The 20,103-nt window shown below is 66.0% G+C and carries 21 protein-coding genes and 1 pseudogene; 17 read left to right on the top strand and 5 right to left on the bottom strand.

What is annotated here, in order from left to right; all coding sequences use genetic code 11:
* The first annotated feature begins 248 nt into the window (after window positions 1-248).
* Window positions 249-734 (top strand): hypothetical protein, encoded by a 486-nt coding sequence (locus AC1DDO_RS07835; RefSeq protein WP_476868407.1) that lies wholly within the window; start codon window positions 249-251, stop codon window positions 732-734.
* Window positions 735-878: 144 nt separating this feature from the next.
* Window positions 879-1,031 carry a hypothetical protein gene (locus tag AC1DDO_RS07840; RefSeq protein ID WP_476868408.1) on the top strand — a complete coding sequence of 51 codons (153 nt, stop codon included), beginning with the start codon at window positions 879-881 and terminating at the stop codon, window positions 1,029-1,031.
* Between the two features lie 78 nt (window positions 1,032-1,109).
* On the opposite strand, the gene AC1DDO_RS07845 is transcribed toward AC1DDO_RS07840, so the two are convergent.
* Complete coding sequence (locus tag AC1DDO_RS07845; RefSeq protein ID WP_476868409.1) at window positions 1,110-1,757, bottom strand: hypothetical protein; 648 nt, start codon at window positions 1,755-1,757, stop codon at window positions 1,110-1,112.
* A gap of 156 nt (window positions 1,758-1,913) precedes the next feature.
* Between AC1DDO_RS07845 and AC1DDO_RS07850 the strand changes: the two genes are divergently transcribed.
* The 3 genes from AC1DDO_RS07850 to AC1DDO_RS07860 all read left to right on the top strand — a co-directional run bounded on the left by AC1DDO_RS07850 (window position 1,914) and on the right by AC1DDO_RS07860 (window position 4,003).
* Complete coding sequence (locus tag AC1DDO_RS07850) at window positions 1,914-2,414, top strand: MarR family winged helix-turn-helix transcriptional regulator (RefSeq protein WP_476868410.1); 501 nt, start codon at window positions 1,914-1,916, stop codon at window positions 2,412-2,414.
* A gap of 81 nt (window positions 2,415-2,495) precedes the next feature.
* Window positions 2,496-2,873, top strand: a complete 378-nt coding sequence (locus AC1DDO_RS07855; protein ID WP_476868411.1) for an ArsR/SmtB family transcription factor — start codon at window positions 2,496-2,498, stop codon at window positions 2,871-2,873.
* A complete protein-coding gene (locus AC1DDO_RS07860) occupies window positions 2,870-4,003 on the top strand; it encodes a cation diffusion facilitator family transporter (RefSeq protein ID WP_476971698.1) in 1,134 nt (377 codons plus the stop codon). The genes AC1DDO_RS07855 and AC1DDO_RS07860 overlap by 4 nt, the downstream gene beginning before the upstream one ends.
* 35 nt (window positions 4,004-4,038) lie before the next feature.
* Here AC1DDO_RS07860 and AC1DDO_RS07865 read toward each other — a convergent pair whose 3' ends face one another.
* Together AC1DDO_RS07865 and AC1DDO_RS07870 are read right to left on the bottom strand one after the other, a co-directional pair.
* Window positions 4,039-5,238 (bottom strand): MFS transporter, encoded by a 1,200-nt coding sequence (locus AC1DDO_RS07865; protein WP_476971699.1) that lies wholly within the window; start codon window positions 5,236-5,238, stop codon window positions 4,039-4,041.
* The gene (locus AC1DDO_RS07870) at window positions 5,235-5,777 is read right to left on the bottom strand and encodes a Chromate resistance protein ChrB (RefSeq protein WP_476971700.1); all 543 of its coding nucleotides are present in this window, start codon (window positions 5,775-5,777) and stop codon (window positions 5,235-5,237) included. The genes AC1DDO_RS07865 and AC1DDO_RS07870 overlap by 4 nt, the downstream gene beginning before the upstream one ends.
* A 158-nt stretch (window positions 5,778-5,935) precedes the next feature.
* On the opposite strand from AC1DDO_RS07870, the gene AC1DDO_RS07875 reads away from it, so the two are divergent.
* On the top strand, window positions 5,936-6,856 hold the full coding sequence (locus tag AC1DDO_RS07875; protein WP_476971701.1) for an alpha/beta fold hydrolase: 921 nt from the start codon (window positions 5,936-5,938) through the stop codon (window positions 6,854-6,856).
* Window positions 6,857-7,007: 151 nt separating this feature from the next.
* Entirely contained in the window at window positions 7,008-7,637 is a 630-nt protein-coding gene (locus tag AC1DDO_RS07880; RefSeq protein ID WP_476971702.1) for a PadR family transcriptional regulator, read from the top strand.
* Between the two features lie 67 nt (window positions 7,638-7,704).
* Here the strand turns inward: AC1DDO_RS07880 and AC1DDO_RS07885 are convergent, their stop codons facing one another.
* Window positions 7,705-8,097, bottom strand: coding sequence for a hypothetical protein (locus AC1DDO_RS07885; RefSeq protein ID WP_476868417.1), 393 nt, complete (start codon window positions 8,095-8,097; stop codon window positions 7,705-7,707).
* A gap of 316 nt (window positions 8,098-8,413) precedes the next feature.
* Between AC1DDO_RS07885 and AC1DDO_RS07890 the strand changes: the two genes are divergently transcribed.
* The 3 genes from AC1DDO_RS07890 (at window position 8,414) to AC1DDO_RS07900 (ending at window position 9,950) form a co-directional block, all read left to right on the top strand.
* A complete protein-coding gene (locus AC1DDO_RS07890) occupies window positions 8,414-9,127 on the top strand; it encodes a GAF and ANTAR domain-containing protein (protein ID WP_476868418.1) in 714 nt (237 codons plus the stop codon).
* A gap of 87 nt (window positions 9,128-9,214) precedes the next feature.
* Window positions 9,215-9,637: an arsenate-mycothiol transferase ArsC gene (locus AC1DDO_RS07895; RefSeq protein WP_476971703.1), complete on the top strand. Its 423-nt coding sequence runs from the start codon at window positions 9,215-9,217 to the stop codon at window positions 9,635-9,637.
* 136 nt (window positions 9,638-9,773) lie between these two features.
* Window positions 9,774-9,950 carry a CsbD family protein gene (locus tag AC1DDO_RS07900; protein ID WP_441409098.1) on the top strand — a complete coding sequence of 59 codons (177 nt, stop codon included), beginning with the start codon at window positions 9,774-9,776 and terminating at the stop codon, window positions 9,948-9,950.
* 89 nt (window positions 9,951-10,039) lie between these two features.
* On the opposite strand, the gene AC1DDO_RS07905 is transcribed toward AC1DDO_RS07900, so the two are convergent.
* Window positions 10,040-10,978, bottom strand: a complete 939-nt coding sequence (locus tag AC1DDO_RS07905) for a 5'-3' exonuclease (protein WP_476868420.1) — start codon at window positions 10,976-10,978, stop codon at window positions 10,040-10,042.
* A 229-nt stretch (window positions 10,979-11,207) separates the two neighbouring features.
* Between AC1DDO_RS07905 and AC1DDO_RS07910 the strand changes: the two genes are divergently transcribed.
* From AC1DDO_RS07910 to AC1DDO_RS07940, 7 genes and pseudogenes are all read left to right on the top strand, one after another.
* A complete protein-coding gene (locus AC1DDO_RS07910) occupies window positions 11,208-11,426 on the top strand; it encodes a helix-turn-helix domain-containing protein (RefSeq protein ID WP_476868421.1) in 219 nt (72 codons plus the stop codon).
* Window positions 11,427-11,918: 492 nt separating this feature from the next.
* Complete coding sequence (locus AC1DDO_RS07915) at window positions 11,919-12,950, top strand: UDP-glucuronic acid decarboxylase family protein (RefSeq protein ID WP_476868422.1); 1,032 nt, start codon at window positions 11,919-11,921, stop codon at window positions 12,948-12,950.
* Between the two features lie 63 nt (window positions 12,951-13,013).
* Window positions 13,014-14,335 (top strand): annotated as a pseudogene (locus tag AC1DDO_RS07920) (UDP-glucose dehydrogenase family protein).
* 26 nt (window positions 14,336-14,361) lie between these two features.
* Window positions 14,362-15,408 carry a UDP-glucose 4-epimerase GalE gene (galE, locus tag AC1DDO_RS07925; RefSeq protein WP_476868423.1) on the top strand — a complete coding sequence of 349 codons (1,047 nt, stop codon included), beginning with the start codon at window positions 14,362-14,364 and terminating at the stop codon, window positions 15,406-15,408.
* On the top strand, window positions 15,405-17,255 hold the full coding sequence (locus tag AC1DDO_RS07930; RefSeq protein ID WP_476868424.1) for a glycosyltransferase family 2 protein: 1,851 nt from the start codon (window positions 15,405-15,407) through the stop codon (window positions 17,253-17,255). Before galE ends, AC1DDO_RS07930 begins: the two co-directional genes overlap by 4 nt.
* 145 nt (window positions 17,256-17,400) lie before the next feature.
* Window positions 17,401-18,570, top strand: coding sequence for a glycoside hydrolase family 53 protein (locus AC1DDO_RS07935; RefSeq protein WP_476971704.1), 1,170 nt, complete (start codon window positions 17,401-17,403; stop codon window positions 18,568-18,570).
* 148 nt (window positions 18,571-18,718) lie between these two features.
* A complete protein-coding gene (locus AC1DDO_RS07940) occupies window positions 18,719-20,074 on the top strand; it encodes a sensor histidine kinase (protein ID WP_476868426.1) in 1,356 nt (451 codons plus the stop codon).
* The last annotated feature ends 29 nt before the right edge of the window (window positions 20,075-20,103 follow it).

Consider the following 20,103-nt stretch of genomic DNA (forward strand, 5'->3'; position numbering starts at 1 on the left):
TGCTCGTTCATGGGTCATCCTGATCTCGTCGTGGTTGCCTGTGTTGACCTATCCCCATCCTCAAACCCCGGTCTGTCGACGGTCTGTCGCGCCGCTGTGAACGGACTGTGAGCATTTCAGGCAGCCATGCCGGCGGCCGGCCACCCGGGTGTTGCCGGTTGCGACGCTGCTGTCCAGTTTTCTACAAGGACCATTCCGGAGAATACGAGGTGCTGGACGGAATCCAGCGACGATCAACGGGGGGCATAATGCATCGATCCGGCAAGGCCATGGTCTGCGCGGCACTGTTTGCCTGCCTGGCCCTGGGAGCTTGCGGCTCCCCGGAGACGCGGCCCGCTTCAGCGGAGACGGCGGCAGTTTTGCCGGGTGCGGTCGCGTCCGCGGATGCGACGGCGGCGGGTAACCCGACTGCGGCTGCGTCCTCCGCCGGAACTGTCGACGCGGGCGTACAACAGCGGGTCAAGAACCTGTGCACGAATGACCTGCAGGCCCAGGCCTCCAGCGCAACCCCTGCGCCCGGACAGCTGCGCGCCGCCCCTAAAGTCACGCTGGTCAGCATCAAATATCTTGGCGAAATGAAACAGATCCCGCTCCCGGACAATACCGCCGGCTACGAGCTCGGCATCAAATTCTCCTACAAGGTGGGACACGACGACGCCAAAACCTCCACGAAATTCTGCCGCGTCAATCTGACCGACTCGGCCGTGGACTGGAAGTGGACCGCGAGCCCCTGATGGGCTGACGCCACTGCCCGGACGCCACAGCCGGGTCCACTGGGGCGGGACACCCCGCACAGCCACGGCAAAGGTCCTGCTAAGTTCACAACTATTCCAGTGCAGGAGATTGATTACAGGAACACCCGCCCAAGGAGGACCCTGATGATCATCTACCGCCCCAACGTCCCACTGACCACCGGCCGCACCGGACTCATCCCGGCGCTGGCCGCCATGGCCTTGACCGCCGTGCTGGGCACGACGTGGCAGGTCCCGAACGAATCGCCAGGAGCAGCGGACACCGCGCACTGTGGGTGACGGCCGCAAGCCACACGATGACGGATGGCTCGTTCAGGAGTGCGGGCAGCCAGGCAGCCGCCGGCGCGGATCAGTTCCTCAGCTGCCTGCCCGGGCATCCTGTCGGTTCGCGGCGGCCCGGTTCCGGGGCAACAGGAATCCGACCGCGACGAGCCAGATCAGGCCGCCGAAACGCCCGACCGGCAACAGGACCTGGAGCGGCTCGACCACCATTGAGAGGAAGCTGAGCTCGGACAAAGCCGCGATAATGAGGCCGGTCCAAGCCAGCCAGCGCGGCACGAAGCGCAGGATCAGGGCAGGGACGGCGATCCCGGCGACGAGAAGCCCCAGGCCGACAACATAGGCGACACCGCCCGTGATGAAGGCGAGAAACGACAGCGCATGGGTCAGCGTGAGGTCGGTGGTGATCTCCGGCCGGCTCAGGACCCACGCCACGGAGGCCGAGAGCATGAGGAAAACCGAGGCCGCAATGCCGCCAAAGAAGCTGATCGCCGGACCAGGGACGCGCACGCCAAGCCGTAGCTGCCGGGCGTAGACGGTGGCCGCGAAGATACCCAGCGGAACCGCTGAACCGAACTGGAACAGGCTGGTGAGCCGCACGGCGTCGGGGTTCCCGTGAAAAAATGCCGCGACCTGCGAGGCGGGAGAGAACGGCGAGACGAAGGTCTGTCCGCCGGTGAGGGCTGCGCTGCACAGCAGGCCGGCGGCGGTGAGTCCCAGGCTCACGGCTGCCAGGATGCCCGGATGCGGCCCACCCGACCTGGCTGTTGTGGATGTGCGGTGGGGAGATAACTCAGTCATGATCGCGCCTTTCCGATAATCACGTCACAACAAGAATCATTCACTTGTTGAATCATTCTGTCAAGAGAGTAATATTGCGGTATGGATCCACAAGATACTCCGCGGTCAAGGCGCACCGCATTCCTGCTGTCCCAGCTGGGGGCACTGGCATCCTCACGCTTTGCCGAACGCACCCGCGAGCTCGAGCTGACACCCGGCGATGCCGGCGTGCTGCGCCTGCTGGGACGCACGCCGGGACTGAGCCAACGCTCCCTGGCCGATCGCCTGGGAGCCGTGCCCAGTCGCGTGGTTGCACTCATCGACTCGCTGGAACGGCGCGGACTGGTGGTGCGGGTGCGCAGCAACACCGACCGGCGGAATTACGAGCTCTGGCTGACGGCCGAGGGCACGGAGGTGCTCGGATCACTGCGCCAGGTTGCCGAGCAGCATGAGGCCGAACTCCTGGCCCCACTCACCGGCGACCAGTCAGCGCAGCTTGCGACACTGCTGGGCAAGCTGGCCGCCGCGCACGGCCTCGACAATGACCTCCACCGCGACACCAGCCGGACCGAATCCAAACCAGGGCGTCCCGACCGGCGGTAGGAGGAGAAGCTTCTGGCCTGCTTCGCGGGTGCGCGGCCGCCGCCACTTGTCCGACGCGGCGCCATATGTAAGTATCTGCGTATGAATGCAGATAGTAAGGCTTGCACCCTCACCGCGGACAGCCAGTACGTCGAACTCGCCGTGGAGGTGTTCGCCATGCTGGCCGACGCCACCCGGGTCCGGCTCATCCTGGCCCTGCGACACGGTGAACTGCCGGTCAACGAGCTCGCTGAAAAAGCCGGCAAATCCGCGGCTGCCGTGTCCCAGCACCTGGCCAAGATGCGGCTGGCGCGCATGGTCTCCACCCGCCAGGAGGGCACCAAGGTCTACTACCGCCTGCAGGACGGGCACGCCTGGCAGCTCGTAGCCGACGCCATTCACCAGGCCGAACACACGCTGGGCACAGCTCCGCACCACGGTGCCGCGACGCACAGCCCCAAGAGGGACACCGGGGCATGAACCGGCCCATGCAACCCGGCCACGAAGTCCACGCGCACGCGCATCCGCACGAACCCGGACACGGACACGGACACGAACCCGGGCACACGGAAAGCGGTCCGGACGCGGACCACCTTCAAAGGCACGACCACCACCACGGTCCGCACGCACACATTCACGCAACCGGACTCAAGGGGTGGCTGCAGGAACTCTTCGTGCCGCATTCGCACGACTCCGCCGACTCGATCGACTCCGCCATGGAAACAAGCTCCCAAGGCATTCGCGCCGTAAAGGTGTCCCTGCTCGGCCTCGGGGCGACGTCGCTGTTCCAGTTGGTCATCGTCCTGATCAGCGGCTCCGTGGCGTTGCTGGCGGACACGGTCCACAATTTTTCCGATGCCCTCACTGCCGTGCCGCTGTGGATCGCCTTCCTGCTCGGACGCCGGCGTGCGACCCGGACGTTCACCTACGGATTCGGGCGAGCCGAGGACCTCGCAGGGCTGTTCATTGTGGCGATGATTGCACTCTCGGCCGTCGTGGCCGCCGTCGAATCCATCCGCCGCTTCTTTGAACCCCAGCCCGTCCAGAATCTGGGCTGGGTTCTCGCCGCCGGGCTCGTGGGCTTTGCAGGCAATGAACTCGTCGCGGTCTACAGGATCCGTGTGGGGCGACGGATCGGCTCGGCCGCGCTCGTCGCCGATGGCATTCACGCCCGCACCGATGGCTTCACGTCACTGGCCGTCGTCGCCGGAGTGATCGGCATCTGGCTGGGCTTCCCCCTCGCGGATCCGATGGTGGGCCTGCTCATCTCCGCGGCAATTGCCGTGTTGCTGTGGGGAACCGTGCGCGACATTGGGCGCCGGCTCATGGACGGCGTCGACCCCGCCCTGACGGAACGCCTGGCAGCAGTTGTCAGCACCCATGCCCCCGAGGGCGCAACTTCACGGTTGCGCTGGTCCGGCCACCGGCTTCACATCGAAGTCTCCATCCCACTGGCGGGCATCGCTGCCTTGGAGGAACTGGCCACTATCCACGATGAAATCGACCGCGGCACCCGCCAGGCACTCCCGAACGTGGGATCCGTGACGACAGTGCCCACGTTCGACCGGGCGGGCGCGGCCGAACTGAACTATCCCCCGAGCCGCGATTAGCGGCGGGCCTCACGGGCTTCCCGGCCAGCGGGGAATCAGTGTCTGTCCGGCGTATCCCGCGGCGTCCCGGACCCGTTGCCGCCAAGCCGGGGAATGCTGGCCACGGCAACCAGGGCCGCAAGGGCTCCGAGGCCCGCAGGCAGGCCGATGAGTGTGGCGATGCCGCCCACCAGCAGCGGCCCGCCAGCGTCTCCGAGTTCGCGGCCGAGCTCGGCGGAGCCCATGGTGCGGCCCATGCGCCCCGGCGGAGTGGTGTCCGCCAGATGGGCAAAGCCGGTTGGCGTAGCCATGCCGACGCCTGCCCCGATTGCCGCAGCAGCCAGGTAAATAGTGACCGGACCGGGGGCCAGGGCCAGGAGGGCGACGCCGCCTGCGGTCACCAGCAGGCCCCACCTCATGCCCTGCGCGTCGCTGATGCCTCCGTTGTCGCGCAGCCTCCCGATCCGGGGCTGGGTGAGCAGGGAGGCAATTGCCAGGAGACTGACGGCTGCCGTTCCGGCGAAGGCGTCCAGGCCGTGCCTCGTCGCAAGGGCGGGAAGAAACCCGACCGCCGCTCCGAGCGCAGCGGTCGAGGCGGCCAGTACCAGTGTGGGGACCAGGAACCGCCGCTCGGTGATCTGCCGCGCCAGATCCAGAACGGTGTAGCGCCGACGCGGAAGCGGTTCCAGATGCGGCACGGCGACGAGCACCCACATTGCCGCGGCTGCCGCCAGCACCGAGAGGGCCGCAAACAGCAACGGAAAGCCGCCTGCGTATATCAGGGCGGCACCAAGCAACGGTCCTATGACGTATCCGAGACTCTTCCAGGAGCCGTACCTCCCGAAGTAGGTGCCGGCATTCCTTCCCTGGGCAAGACGGGCCACCATCGCGGAAGACGCGGGTGAGAAAGCGGAGGCAGCGGCGCCCTGCCCAAGCCGGGCCAGTCCCAGCATTAGCGGGTCCGCTCCCCACAGGCCGATGAGGGACACCACGGCAAAGGCCACCAGGCCCCCAACGATGACGGGCTTGGCGCCGATGCGGTCACTCAGGGCACCGAAGACCGGCTTGAGGAATACTTCAGAGACGTCATACAGTGCGAGCAGAATGCCCAGGTTGAGAAGGGTCAGGCCGATGTTTCCGCTCTGGGCGCCCATGCCTGCGGCGATACTGTGCGCGCCGAAGGCGGTCACGAAACCTGCGGCGTACAACGGGGCGGAGGAGGACCGGGCGGCGAGCACCGGCGGAGATGGGCTCATGAATGAAGCTCCTGGTAAACCTGTCCGGCAAAGTCCTCCAGCGCAACAACGCAGCCCGCCAGGTTCTCCTCGGCACCGGATGCCAGCGCGCTGCCGAAGACGTCCCTGCCCCGGATGGCGCGGAACCACCGCCGCAGCCGATCCAGACTTTGCTCTTCCTCCTCGAGCTCGGCAAGCGTGAACTTCCGCTTCGCAATCTCGTGGGCAATCTCCTCCCGGAATTTGCCGCAGTCGGCGACGAACTCGGCCCATTCCTCCGCCCGGGCCGCATCGAAAAGTGCACGCAGTTTGGCGGCGTCAGCGTCGGCGGAGCCGGTGGCCAGTACCATCAGCTCGCCGTTGCCCGCGCGGGCGAGTTTCCGGGCTTTTTCTGCACCGTCGCGGCAGGCAGGGACGTCGGGTGCGGTCCAGGCGCCCTGGCCGACGGGAACGGCACCGAGTCGGCGCAGTTCCCGCCAGACCGCCACGCGATGCCGGGACGGATCCGACGGCACTTGCACGAGCAGTACAAGCCAGGAAACCTCGGAACTGTGGGTCACAAATTATATTGTAACGGTTGTTACAATCTTGCGCCGGGCCCGGGTTCCGGACCGGAGCCGCAGGTCCGGTCCGGCTCCCCCGCGGCTCCGAATCACCTTCAGGGGACGAGTTTCAGGGCCGGCATTCAAGGCCGGCATTCAATGACCAGGAGCAGAAAGTGACAACGAGCGTTCAGCAGGAACCGGCCCGCACGGGCGAAGCCACGCTGCGGCGGCAGATCGTTCCCACGGAACTGGGTCCCTGCATGGTGAGCGTCCAGGAGGGTACGCCCGGCCAGGGTCAGGCGTCCGGCACAGCGGACGTCTACCTTCACGGCGCAGCTGGTTCCTGGACCAGCTTCCGGGCGCTGCTTTCCGGGACGCCGGCGAACGACCGGGTGCTGATCGACCTTCCGGGGTGGGGGGAATCCACGGCGGGCGCCCGGCTGGAACAATTCGGCATCGAGGCGATGGCACGCGCCATCACCGGTGTGCTGAACGCGCTCGGCTACCGGCGGTGGAACCTGGTGGGCCATTCGATGGGAGGCTTCCTGGCGCTGCACATCGCCGCGGCGTGGCCCGAATGGACCGCCAGCGTGGCCACCATTTCGGCCACGACATTCGCCGTGTCCGCGGCGGCCCGTAGGCCGCTGCGGAGCCTGGGCAGGTTCCCGGCGTTTGTCGGCATGCTGCTGGCCATGCGCACCATGGCGGCCCTCGGCCCGGCAGGATCGGCACTGGTCCGCGCAATCGGGACAACCCCACTGATGGGGCCGCTGATGTCCCCATTCTTCGCAGAACCCGGAGCCATCCCGGCGGCGGTGATCCGCGGGCTCAGCAACGACGCCCGGCCGGCCAGCTTCTCCGCGGCCGCCCGGGCTGTGGAGAACTACGATTTTGGCCAATGGCGCGGCATTCGCTGCCCGGCCCTGGCCCTGCGCGGCGACCACGACGTGTTCACGCCTCCGTCCGACCTGGCCCGGCTGGCCGAAATAGTCCCGCACGTCCAAAGGGTGACGATCCCGCAGTGCGGCCATTTCGCCAACATCGAGAGGCCGGAGCAGGTGCATCGGCTGCTCGATGACCTGCGCGGCCCGTGACCTGCTGGTCTGCGGCGGGCCACCTCCCTGAAGCCCGAAATCCAGTTGCTTTGACTCTTGACCGACGATACTCACCGATATATCGTTAACTATCGCCGAAACATCGGCGATAACTTGTCAGATTCACTTGAACTGGAAGGACGATGCCGCTATGAAGGGCATTCACGACGACAAATTCAACGATAAATTCAACGACGACGGCCCCGCCGCGGGACGCTTCGGGCGCGGCAGGAGCCGCCGCGGACCCCACGGACACGGCGGTTTCGGACCAGGGCGCGGGTTCGGGCCCGGTTTCGGGCCCGGTTTCGGGCCAAGCTTTGGTCCCGGTTTCGGTCCCGGCGGTTCACGGCGGGCCAGCAGGGGCGATGTCCGCTCGGCGATCCTCTCCCTCCTGGCCGAGGCGCCGTCCAACGGCTACGGCCTGATCAAGACAATTGCCGAAAAGACCTCTGGTGCCTGGCGGCCGAGCCCGGGCTCGGTGTACCCGACGCTCCAGCAGCTCGTCGATGAGGATCTCATCGCACCCGTCGGCGAGGGCCGGCGCACCGAGTTCACACTGACCGATGCGGGCAAGGCCTACGTGGCCGATCACGCAGAAGAGCTGGGGAACGCGTGGAACACCGACGCGCAGGGCTCCGGGCCTGCGTTCCACGAGAGTGTCGGGAAGCTCATGGGAGTCATCCACCAGTTCCGATTCTCGGCAACCGAGGAGCAACGCAATGCTGCAATGGAAAAACTCGACGAAACCCGCCGTGCGCTCTACCGCATCCTCGCCGACTAGCGCCGTCGGCACTTGGATGTGGCATGTCGGCCTCTGCGGACAGGTCTGCCGGCCCGGAGTCGGATGACTATTCTGCGGTTCCTGCCGATTGTTCCTGGGCGACGTTCACATTCTGCTCCTCCGCCACCCCGGCCCGAAGAAACAGTTCCCGTGACGCGATTTCCAGCCCCAGGGCAGTCGCTGCGATATCCTCCAGCGTTTGGTGCATCCACGCCACGGCAGCGGCGTCGGCCCGGGCCGCGGCGCCTCCGGAGGCGTGAACTGCCCGCAGCGACGCGTACCGGGCCACCCTGCCTTTCAATTCCCCGGTGAGATCCTCGATCTCTGCCAGTAGCTGGTCCCGCCAAGTGCCGGCATCTTGCGCTCTGTTCAGCTGCCGGACGGAAGATGACAGCCGTCCGAAGGCCGGTTGTTGCCGCTTCCCCAAGAGCTCGGCCAGCTCGGCTGCCAGCTCTTCCATTGCCTGGGCCGATGGTGACGGCGCCGAAAGCCATTCAAGATCTGCATCGCCTTGGGACCGTTGTTCCGCGAACGACAGCAACCGTCCGGGGCGCGGAACGTCGCTTATTGGTCCGGACCGATGGTACGGGTGAAGGGACGCGGGCCGGTTCATGGGGTTGCCTCGCATCGGTGGATCCTCCTGGACAGTGCGCTTGAATAATGGCGCTACCAGGGTCCGGGGCAACACCACTATTTTATCCGGGAGGGGCTCAGGAAGGTAGGCCTCAAAGCACCCGCAGGGCGACTGAGCCGCGCAGGTGCAGTAAAATCCGAGTATGGCGACGATGGGCCGGGCCGTGCGCGTGAGTGCCGCTTTCGTCAAGATAGCGGACACCCTTGTGGCGGACTACGACGTCTTGGACCTCCTCCACACCCTGGTGGAAGAATCAGTCGGTATTCTTGACGCCGCAGCCGCCGGACTCGTGCTGGTCGATCCGGCCGGAGACCTCCAGGTCATGGCCTCGACCAGCGAGGAAAGCCAACTCGTGGAAGTCCTCCAGCTCGAGGCCGGCGCGGGGCCATGCGTGGACTGCTACCGGACCGGAGCCGCCATAGCCATCGACGACATCGCTGCGCAGGGTTCCCGATGGCCCCTGTTCCAGTCCTCCGCCCTGTCCCAGGGCTTCCGTTCCCTGCACGCCGTCCCGATGCGCCTGCGCAACCGGACCATCGGAGCCTTGAACCTCTTTGGCCAGGAAGCCGGTCCCCTCAGTTCCGAGGACACCGCAATTGCCCAGGCCTTCGCGGACGTGGCAACCATTACCCTCCTGCAGGAACGCGCGGCCAGAGAAAACGCCCTGATCAACGAGCAGCTCAAGCGCGCCCTCAACAGCCGCATCCTGATCGAGCAGGCGAAGGGCGTCATCGCCCACACCTCCAATGTCGACATGAACGAGGCGTTCGCGCTGCTCCGCGGCTACGCCCGCGCCCACAACAAAACCCTCTACGACACCGCCGAAAAAGTCATCAACCGCAGGATCACCATCTAGCGCACCCGCTGCCTCCACTACTCGGCACCGGAGGGCGTCGACTGCGGTGCGTCGTGCCACGGACCCAAAGAAGGAAGAATCAAACCTATGACCGAGACCTTGAAAACACCCAACGTCCTTTTTATCTGCAGCAAGAACGGCGGAAAATCCCAGCTCGCCGCCGGACTCATGAATCAGCTCGCCCACGGGACGGTCACGGTGCACTCTGCCGGGACCAAACCCTGTGAATCCCTGAACCCCCAGGCCGTGGACTCCCTGGCCGAACTCGGCATCGACATCACCGGCGAGCACCCCAAGCCCGTCTCCGACGACGTTCTGGACGCGGCCGACGTCGTGATTGTCCTGGGCAACGAGGCCAGGATTGAACCCCGCGAGGGCAAGCGGTTCGAGTTCTGGGAGACGGACGAACTGTCCGAACGCGGCATCGAGGGCATGGAGCGCATGCATCTGGTGCGGGACGACATCAAGTCCCGGGTGCAGAAGCTGTATGCGGAGCTCACCGGCAGCTGAGAGAGTCCGCTGGCCGACTGAGGCCACCGCGAAGGGGATGGACTATCGCCCCCACTTTCGGGGGTTCTGTCCCTACAATTAACTGTGGCCTCCATGGCATCCACGTCGCGGGGGCGACCCACTAAGGAGGATCATCATGGGCCTGGGTGAAAAGATCCACAACGCCGCCGAGAAACTCCACGGCAAGGGCAAAGAGACGGCTGGCAAAGCAACCGGCGACGAGAAAATGAAGGCCGAAGGCAAGAGCCACCAAGTCCGAGCAGACCTGAAGCAGGCCGGCGAAAAAGTTAAGGACGCCTTCAAGAAACACTGAAATACAGGCTTCCGGAGGGCGGGAGTGCGGTCCGGCGGAGCGCGCTCCCGCCCGGCCTTGTCTGCTGGCGTTCCAGGGACCTCCCGTCGTCAGTGATGCAGGTCCAGCGCCTCGAGCAGCCGGGTAACTGAGCCGCCCAGGTTCCACTCTGTGGCGAGACGCTCCAAGTCGGACCGCGGACCACCTGCCACGGGATGCAGTTGCGCTCCCGCCTCTTCAAGCGTCGGCAGCTCCAGGTTCTTCACGATCTGCACCACCGCGGGCGCAACCGCCAGGTACTCCGCGGCCGCGGCGAGCTTGGACCGCACGCCGCTGGACAGTCCGCTTCCGGAATCCGCGGCAGCCTCGAGCAGCCCGTCGAGCGTGCCGTATTCGCCGAGCAACGCCGCGGCGGTTTTCTCGCCGATGCCGGCGACGCCCGGCAGCCCGTCCGAGCTGTCGCCGCGCAGCGTCGCGTAGTCGGCATACTGTGCGGGCAGCACGCGGTACTTCTCGACGACGACGGCGTCGGTCATGACCTCCAGGTTCCGCATTCCGCGCGCCGTGTAGATCACCCGCACCTGACGGGCGTCGTCGATCACCTGGAAAAGGTCGCGGTCGCCCGTCACCACGTCGACCGGAAGTCCGGCGTGGCTGGCGTAAGTGCCGATGACGTCGTCGGCCTCGTGTTCGGCAGCCCCGACGACGGCGACGCCGGCGAGCTCGAGTACCCTGCGGATCATCGGGATTTGCGCCTCCAGCGCGTCCGGAACGACTTCGACGTCGGGGCCGTCGGCCACTGTCTCCTCGACCCGGTGCGACTTGTAGCTCGGGATGAGGTCGACCCGCCACTGCGGACGCCAGTCGTTATCCCAGCAGGCAACCAGGTGCGTCGCGCCGTAGTCCGTTGTGAGCCGCGTGATCATGTCAAGCAATCCCCGGACAGCGTTCACCGGCGTGCCGTCGGCGCGGCGGACCGTGTCCGGCACGCCATAAAACGCGCGAAAGTACAGCGAGGCGGTGTCGAGCAACATCAAACGGTCGGCCATACCTGATCCTGACACGGATGCGCCCGCTCGCGGCGGACCGTCACGGTTTTGTTCCCAGGAGGCCGGGTTGCCGCGGGCGGGCGCTCCAGCCGGCCGCCCGGAACACAAAGTGTTTTCACAGCCTAGGCATGGGAAGTAGCCGCAGGGTGACACATAGGGGTGCGCGGCGGTCAACGCCCGGCCCAGTGAACCATCCACTGCAAGTGCCGCTGTTCCCCAGGAGGCGACGATGACTGCCCAGACCCCTTCGGCTCTCATGACCGTGGCCGAGGTCGCCCTCGTCATGCGGCTGTCCAAGGCGACCGTGTATCGCCTGGTGCAGGCCGGCGAAATCCCCGCCGTCCGCTTCGGCCGGTCCTACCGCGTCCCTAAGAGCGCCGTTTCTGCGTACATTGCACGCTCGGGCCTCACCGGGAACGAAGGCTCCGAGGTTTCGAACCGGCACTGACCGCCGGCCCGCCGCCGCCAGTTTCCTGGCCGGGCGGACGGCTCGTCCTGACTTTTCCAGCCGGGTCATTTTCTCCATCATGACGGCCGCCACCAACAGTTCTGGCCAATATGGGCGGATTTCCGCGTTAACTCTCACCGTTCGCGCACGTTTCCCCGCTGAAACAGCGTTCGTCATTTTCGTCTTTTGAGCCATCTTTCACGCCATTTATTTCCGGGTAATGGCGGAACCAAGTATTTGTATGACATTTGTGTTTCGCCGCTGATTTCTCCCCGGAAAAAGCACGTAGCCACTACTGTGTTGGCCATTCTTGGCGTCCCCGTACGTTGGTCCCAGCCAGCACACCCCAGCTGCTGGATCCCACCGGAGGGCAGATACTCCCCGCACCTTGGCGGCTCACCGCCATTGTGACGGGCGGCAGAAAGCTGTGCATCAGCCACCTGTGCAACCGGATATCGATGGCAACTTCCACACATCCAATTAGGGGTAGAAATGCGTGTATTAGTCACCGGCGGAGCAGGGTTCCTCGGCTCCCATTTGTGCGAAACACTAATCAAGCGCGGCGATTCCGTCGTCTGCGTCGATGATCTCTCGACCGGCAGGCGGGAGAACCTGGCGAAGTTCGCTGATGATCCAAACTTTACGTTTGTGCAGCAGGATGTAAGCACAGCCCTCAACATCCAGGGGCGGCTGGACGCGGTAGCCCACCTCGCGAGCCCGGCCTCACCGCCGGACTATCATCGGCTCCCCCTGGAAACGCTGGCCGTGGGCAGCCGGGGCACGGAGAACGCCCTGAAACTCGCAGAGAGGAAGGCGGCCCGCTTCGTCCTTGCCTCCACCAGCGAGATCTACGGGGATCCTACTGTCCACCCGCAGAACGAGCAGTACTGGGGCAACGTGAGCTCTATCGGCCCCCGCAGTGTCTACGACGAAGCCAAGCGATTCGCCGAAGCCATCTCCATGGCCTACTCCCGCAGCCGGGGGGTGAACGTGGGGATCGTGCGCATCTTCAACACGTTCGGACCACGGATGCGCGCAGAGGATGGCCGTGTCGTCTCCAGCTTCATCGCCCAGGCGCTGAACGGGGATCCCCTGACGATCTACGGCGACGGTCAGCAGACCCGCAGTTTCTGCTACGTGGACGATCTCATTCGGGGCCTTGTGGCCATGATCGACAGCAACGAAACGGGTCCCATCAATCTGGGGAACCCGGTGGAGCGGACCGTCCAGGAATTGGCCGAACTGGTCCTGGAGATCACGGGCTCGTCCTCGAACATTGAATTCCACCGGCGGCCGGTGGATGACCCAACCCGTCGCCGCCCGGACATCAGCCTCGCCGCAAATGTGCTCGGCTGGCAGCCCCTGGTCTCCACCGAGGAGGGCCTGGAGCAGGTCATCAGGTATTTCCGTTCCCACGCCGGAGAAGTGCAGGCCGCAGCCTTGGAACTTTCCGGAGCCCAGTTCGAAGGAATGTCCCCGGCCGCACAGCGGGCGGAGCGTCCGGCCTTGGCCGAACCCGCCTAGCCCCCCGACTACCCACCAGCCCGCGGTCCGTTCGGGCCGCACCGCAGTCCTTAGGAGATCAGCATGCGTATTACTGTCATTGGCACAGGTTATCTGGGTGCTGTCCATGCCGCCGGCATGGCTGCCTTCGGCCACGACGTTCTGGGGGTGGACGTCGACGCCGCGAAAATTGAACGCCTCGCCCACGGCGTGGCCCCGTTCTACGAGCCGGGCTTTCCGGACCTTCTGCGGGAGAACCTCGACGCGGGCCGCTTGCGGTTTTCCACCTCACTGGAAGAAGCGGCCGCGTTCGGCGACGTCCACTTCATCTGCGTCGGTACCCCACAAAAGCCCGGCTCCACCTCCGCGGACATGAAGTTCGTTGACGCGGTCATCGAGGGCATGGCACACCGCATCTGCTCCGGCCCTGCCTCATTGTGGGCAAATCCACCGTGCCAGTAGGGACGGCGGCCCGGCTTACCGAGATGGTGGCCCGGCTCTCCCCAGCGGGTGAGCAGGCACAAGTGGCGTGGAATCCGGAGTTCCTCCGTGAGGGATTCGCCGTCAACGACACACTCCACCCGGACCGGCTCGTGGTCGGGGTGGCCTCCGCCGACGCCGAGGCGACCCTGCGGCAGGTCTACGCCACCATTCTCGAGGAGGGCACGCCGTACGTAGCAACGGATGTGGCCACGGCCGAACTGGTGAAAGTCTCAGCCAACGCGTTCCTGGCAACCAAGATCTCGTTCATCAATGCCATCTCCGAGGTCTGTGAGGCCGTGGGGACGGACATTGTTCCCCTTGCTACGGCCCTCGGCCACGACGCACGGATCGGCAACCGATTCCTGGCCCCGGGCGTAGGCTTCGGCGGCGGCTGCCTGCCCAAGGACATCCGCGCCTTCCTGGCACGCGCCGAAGAACTGGGCATCGACGAGGCCCTGGGATTCCTCAGAAATGTCGACGCCATCAACCTCAACCGGCGCCACAGCGCGGTCAACCTGGCCCGAGGCATGCTCGGCGGCTCGCTCAAAGACAAGAGGATCGCCATCCTGGGCGCCGCCTTCAAACCCAACAGCGACGACATCCGGGACTCGCCGGCGCTCAGCGTCGCCAACGCCCTCCAGAGCCAGGGAGCACAGGTCCGCGTCCATGATCCCGAAGCCATCGAAAACGCCCGCGCCGCCCACCCCCTGCTCAACTACACCTCCGAGGTCCACAAAGCCTTCGAAGGCGCGCAATTGGCAGTCCATCTCACCGAATGGCAGGAATACCGGGACCTGGACCCGCTGCACCTGTCCACGCTCGTGACCACCCCACACATCCTCGACGCCCGGAACGCCCTCGACATCGACCATTGGCGCGCGGCCGGGTGGACCGTCCGGGCCATGGGCCGCCCGGCCAGGTAGGCCAACAGGACAAGGAGGACGCCCCCATGATCAGACCCACAGCCCTCGTCACCGGCGGAGCCGGCTTCATCGGCAGCCACTGCTGCCTCGACCTGATCCTCAACGGCTACAACGTCGTTGTGATCGACAACTTCATCAACAGCTCACCGGCGGCGATCGAGCAAGTCGAGCGCATCACCGGCCGGGACATCACCCTCCACGACGTGGACCTGACCGACAAATCATCCCTGGGCGAGGTCTTCCGGAACCATCGCATCGACGTCGTCGTTCATTTCGCGGCGCACAAGGCCGTTGGTGACTCCATGAACCGCCCGCTGGAGTACTACACCAACAACGTCACCGGGATGCTCAACCTCCTCAACGCGATGCAGGAGGCCGATGTCAGGCACCTGGTGTTCTCCTCGTCCTGTTCCATTTACGGTGACGCCGAGGATCTGCCGCTGACGGAAAATTCGCCCGCCCGCCCCACCAACCCGTACGCGCAAAGCAAATGGATGTGCGAAAAAATCCTGGCGGACCTGTGCGCCCGCCAGCCGGAATTCTCGGTCACCGCGCTGCGCTACTTCAACCCGGCCGGCGCCCACGAAAGCGGCGAAATCGGCGAGGACCCGACAGGCGTCCCGGGAAACATCGTGCCCTTCCTGACCCAGCTCGCCGCCGGCCGCCACGACGAACTCCAAGTGTTCGGTTCGGACTATGCCACGGTCGACGGGACCGCCGTCAGGGACTACATCCACGTCATGGACGTGGTCGAAGGACACCGCCTGGCCCTCGAAACCGGCCCCCTGCCGGGGTTCCGCCGCTACAACCTGGGCACCGGCGTCGGAACCTCCGTCCTGGAACTTATCCGGGAATTCGAGACCGTCACGGGGACCACCATCCCCTACCGCATCGTCGGGCGCAGACCCGGCGACGTGCCCGCACTCGTCGCATCCCCGGCGCTGGCCAACGCAGAACTCGGTTGGACAGCGCGCCGGAACCTCACCGAAATGTGCCGGGACGCCTGGAACTTCCAGGAAAAGCACCCGGCCGGATATGCAAGCGCCGTCATGAGTGGAGGTGGCAGCGCATGAGCGCGAAGACAGCGGCCGCGCAGGTCCAGCCGGCACCGAATCCGGACAGGCGGCGCACCAGCGCCGAGGAAGCGCAGAACACCAGCACCATGGTCACGGCCACGCCCCACGGCCCTCTGCTCTCCGGCCCGCGCGCGCCGCGACTGGCGAATAACAAGGCACTCTACGTTCCGGTCCTGTCGGCGGGACGGCGGAAGCTGATTGCCGCCCTGACCCTCGGCTGGTGCGTCGCGTTCGCCGCGTTCTGGTTCTGGTGGCTGGAGCCCGAGCACAACGTGGGGTGGCCGGGCCTGGTCCTCAATTCCGTGCTGTTGTTCTACCTGTCCTACCTGCCCAGCTATTTCCTGATCGCGGTGAACCGGCTGCGGCAGATCGATCCAGCTCTGCCGGTCCCCGATGTGCGGGTCGCCTTCGTGGTGACCAAAGCCCCTTCCGAGCCGTGGGAAGTGGCGAAAAAGACTCTCCGGGCGATGCTGGACCAAGAATTTCCACGCCCCTACGACGTCTGGCTTTGCGACGAGGACCCGTCCCCGGAGGTCATTGCCTGGTGCTCACGCCTGGGAATCCGAGTCTCAACCCGCCGCGGCATCGCCGAATACCACCAGCAGCAGTGGCCCCGGCGGACCCGGTGCAAAGAGGGCAACCTCGCCTACTTCTACGACACCGCCGGATACCAGGAGTACGACGTCGTGGCGCAGCTGGACTGTGACCACGTGCCGGCACGGAACTACCTCGCCGAGATGGTCCGGCCGTTCACCGACGCGAGCGTCGGCTATGTGGCGGCACCGAGCATCTGTGACACCAACGCCGCCACCTCCTGGTCCGCCAGGGGCCGGGTACACAAGGAAGGGACCTTTCATGGCCCGTTCCAGGCCGGGCACGTCGCGGGCCTCGCCCCGCTCTGCATCGGGTCCCACTATGCGGTGCGCACGGCGGCCCTGCAGGACATCGGCGGGATCGGCCCGGAACTCGCCGAGGACTTCTCCACCAGTTTCCTGCTCAACTCGGCGGGCTGGCAGGGTGCCTTCGCGCACGACGCCGAGGCCCACGGGGACGGGCCGCACACCTTCGCCGCCAAGGCGGTACAGGAATACCAGTGGTCCCGCAGCCTGGTGGTGCTGCTTTTGGAGACGCTCCCCCGCCACCTGCACCGGTTTCCCTGGCGGCTCCGGCTGCGGTTCATCTTCGCCCTGTCCTACTACCCGCTGCTTGCCCTGACCACCATCGCGGGGCTGACGCTGCCCGCCATTGCCGCGGTGACCGGCGTTCCCTGGGTCAACGTCAGCTACATCGAATTCCTTGTCCGCTGGTCATTCATCACGGTGTGGCTGGTATTGATCACGTTCCTGGCCCGGCGATGGGGCCTCCTGCGCCCCCGGGAAGCCCCCGTCCTCAGCTGGGAAAACTGGCTCTACACGCTCGCCCGGTGGCCCTTCGTTGCCAGGGGCGTCCTGGCAGCAGTCCTGCAAAAGATCCGCCCGCGGGCAGTGGATTTCAAGGTCACACCCAAATCCCTTGGCAGCTACGAGCGGCTGGACTTCAGGCTCCTCACGCCCTATTACGGAATATCGGTTGTCATGAGCGCGGCAGCCCTGACAGGTGAAACACTGACGGCGGCCTACGGCTACGTGTTCCTGTGCCTGCTGGCCGCCGGCTCCTACGCCGTCGTGGCCCTGGCGGTCCCCCTGCTCCACGCCTATGAGAGCGCCGCGGCGGCGAAAGCCCCGCTGGCCGCCGCCATCCGCGCCACCGTCGCTGTCCCCCTGGCCATCACGGCGGCCGTCTGGATACCGCTTCTGGTCGCCATCGCACAGTTCCCGCACTTCATCCGGCCCTTCCTGATCTAGGAGATCCAAGAAATCCCGACCAGTCCAGACCGGTTCAACCCGAATCGGTCTGGACTGTGGCCGTCCCCCCGTTCCGGCGCTTCCCGCACCCCGACGATTGGTCTCTTCGATGCCCGCCATGATGGCAACGCCCTGTTTTAACAGGTTGAAAGGACGGGCCCGCAGGCCGCGGTGGAGGCTGCCCGCGCTGGTCGCCGCCTCGGTGGCTGCCCTGGGACTCATCGCCGCCACGGCATCCATCACCCGCCCCGCCCCGTCACCGGAGCTCGCGATCCGCGGCGCCGACATCTCCTTCACCCTCCAGGAGGAAGCAAACAACCAGACCCTCAGTGACAATGGCCAGACGGCGCCACTGGAAACGATTCTCGCCCGGCACGGCGCCAACTACGCCCGGCTCCGCGTCTGGGTCGATCCCCCCAAGGGAACCAGCGACCTGGACTCCGCCCTGACTCTCGCCCGGCGCGCCCGCGCAGCCGGCCTTCAGATACTCCTGGACCTGCACTATTCGGACTCCTGGGCAGACCGGACCGCCCAGCAAACACCGGCGGCGTGGCAGGGCCAGAACCCTGAGCAGCTGCGCAGCACCGTGGAAACCTACACCCGCGACGTCCTGGCGGCCTTTGCCCGGCAGGCCACCCCGGTCGCCATCGTCCAGATCGGCAACGAGACCACCCACGGGATGCTGTGGCCCACCGGACAGATCTACAAGCAAACCGGCGAAGACTGGGCGGGCTATGCCGAGCTGGTCAAGGCGGGCATTCGCGGGGCGAAGGAAGCAGGGCCCGGTCCCGGCCCGCTGATCATGCTGCACTCCGACACCGGCGGAGACCAGGGCGCATCGACCTACTACTTTGACCATGTGCAGCAGGAGGGAGTCAGTTTCGACCTCATCGGGTTGACCTACTATCCGTTCTGGAACGGTTCCCTGGCCAGCCTGCAACAAAACCTCCATGTCCTCGCCGACCGATACGCCAAAGACATCCTCATCGCCGAAACGGCCTACCCGTGGACCCTTTCCGGGGGCGGCGGCATCCAAAGCGTCGTCACGTCCCTCGATGCGCTGCCGGACGCGGCCGCCTACCCGCCGACGCCCCAAGGACAAGCGCACTATTTCGAAGCCCTCAACCGGATACTGCGCGAAGTTCCCAACGGCCACGGGACCGGCTACCTCATCTGGGAACCCGGCTGGCTCCCCGGGGTCCCCACCGACGCCCGCACCGGGAACTCGCACAGCAACCTCACGCTCTTTGACTGGTGGGGCCACGGGTTGCCGGCACTGGACGCATTCCAGCCCACCGGAGCCGCCGGACCCTAGGCAGCGACCCATGTGGAGCTCACAGGATTCTGTAAGGGAACTGAGAGCGGGACGCGGTCACGTTGTCGGTGACCAACTGTTGGCCCATCCTTGAACCATGATCGAGCCCAAGGCGGGTCCTCTCGCGAACCGCGGGAGACAGTGGGGCGTGCGCAAGCGCGCAACAGCGACCGCCGTCGGGGTCGTCGCCCTGGCGCTGCTGGTCGGTGGCATTGCGCTCATAGCCTCGCTCCAGGGGTCGCTGGTCGCCTCAACTGAGTCGGCCGCCCGGCAGGAGGCCCTGGAAGTCGTCGTCCACATGCGGGACGAGGATGTCGCGGAAGCGGGCCGATACATCGCGGCCACCGTGCACGAAGGGCAGATCGTCCAGATCCTGAACCCGGCCGGGGCCGTCGTGGCCGCGCAGGTGCCCACTGCGGGTGCCAAGCCGCTTACGGCCCTGCGTCCCGCCCCGGACCAGGTCCTGACGGAGGATGTCACCAGGGTGGAGACCGTCCGCGACCCCGGCGACTTCATGATCGTCACGACGGCGGTCCGTCTGGACGACGGACCCTACACCGTGGTGGTGGCGTCCCGGGTACAAGTCCTGGCGGAGACGCTGGCCACAGTTTCCTGGTATCTGCTCGGCGCCGCCCCGCTGCTGCTGCTGGTGGTTGGCGGTTCGGTCTGGCTGCTGGTGGGCCGCTCCCTGCAGCAAGTGGAACGAATTCGCGGGCAGGTCGCCCGCATCGACGGGGAACGCCTGAACGAACGAGTCGACGTTCCGCAGACCAACGACGAGATTCAGTCCCTGGCGCTGACGATGAACAAGATGCTGGAACGGTTGCAGGCCTCGGACAGCGCGCAGCGCAGGTTCCTTTCGGACGCCAGCCACGAACTCCGCAGCCCCGTGGCAACCCTTCGCGCCGGGGTGGAGGTCGCTGCCGCGGACCCGTCGGGGCAGTCCTGGCGTGAGCTGACGGACATCCTCTCCGAAGAGACCTCCCGCATGCACTACCTCGTCGAGGATCTCCTGACCCTCGCCAAGGCCCACGACGGGGGCTTCCGGCTCAACGAGGAGGACGTTGACCTCGACGACGTCGTGGACCGTGAAACCCGCAGGCTCCGCTCGACAAGCACCCACCTCATCACAGCAGAGCTGACCCCCGTCCGGATCAGCGGGGACGCACGCCGGGTGGGACAGGTTCTTCGAAACGTCCTGGACAACGCAGACCGGCACGCCGTCTCGCGGATCCAGATCAGCCTGAACCCCGGTGAAGGCGGAGCAGGCGCGGTCATTACCGTAGACAACGACGGCGGACCGGTACCGGAGGCGGACCGGCAACGGGTCTTTGAACGGTTCGTCCGGCTCGACGAGAGCAGGTCGCGGGAAGGCGGCGGCAGTGGGCTGGGGCTGGCCATTGCGGCCGGGATCATGTCGGCCCACCACGGCTCCATCCGTGCCACCGAGAGCCCGCTGGGCCACTGCCGCTTCGAGATGGCGTTTCCCGCAGCCACGGAGTGAAGACAGAGCGTGAGGACCGGCGGGAGGAC

The sequence above is a fragment of the Arthrobacter sp. 10N43 genome (genome assembly GCF_056394525.1).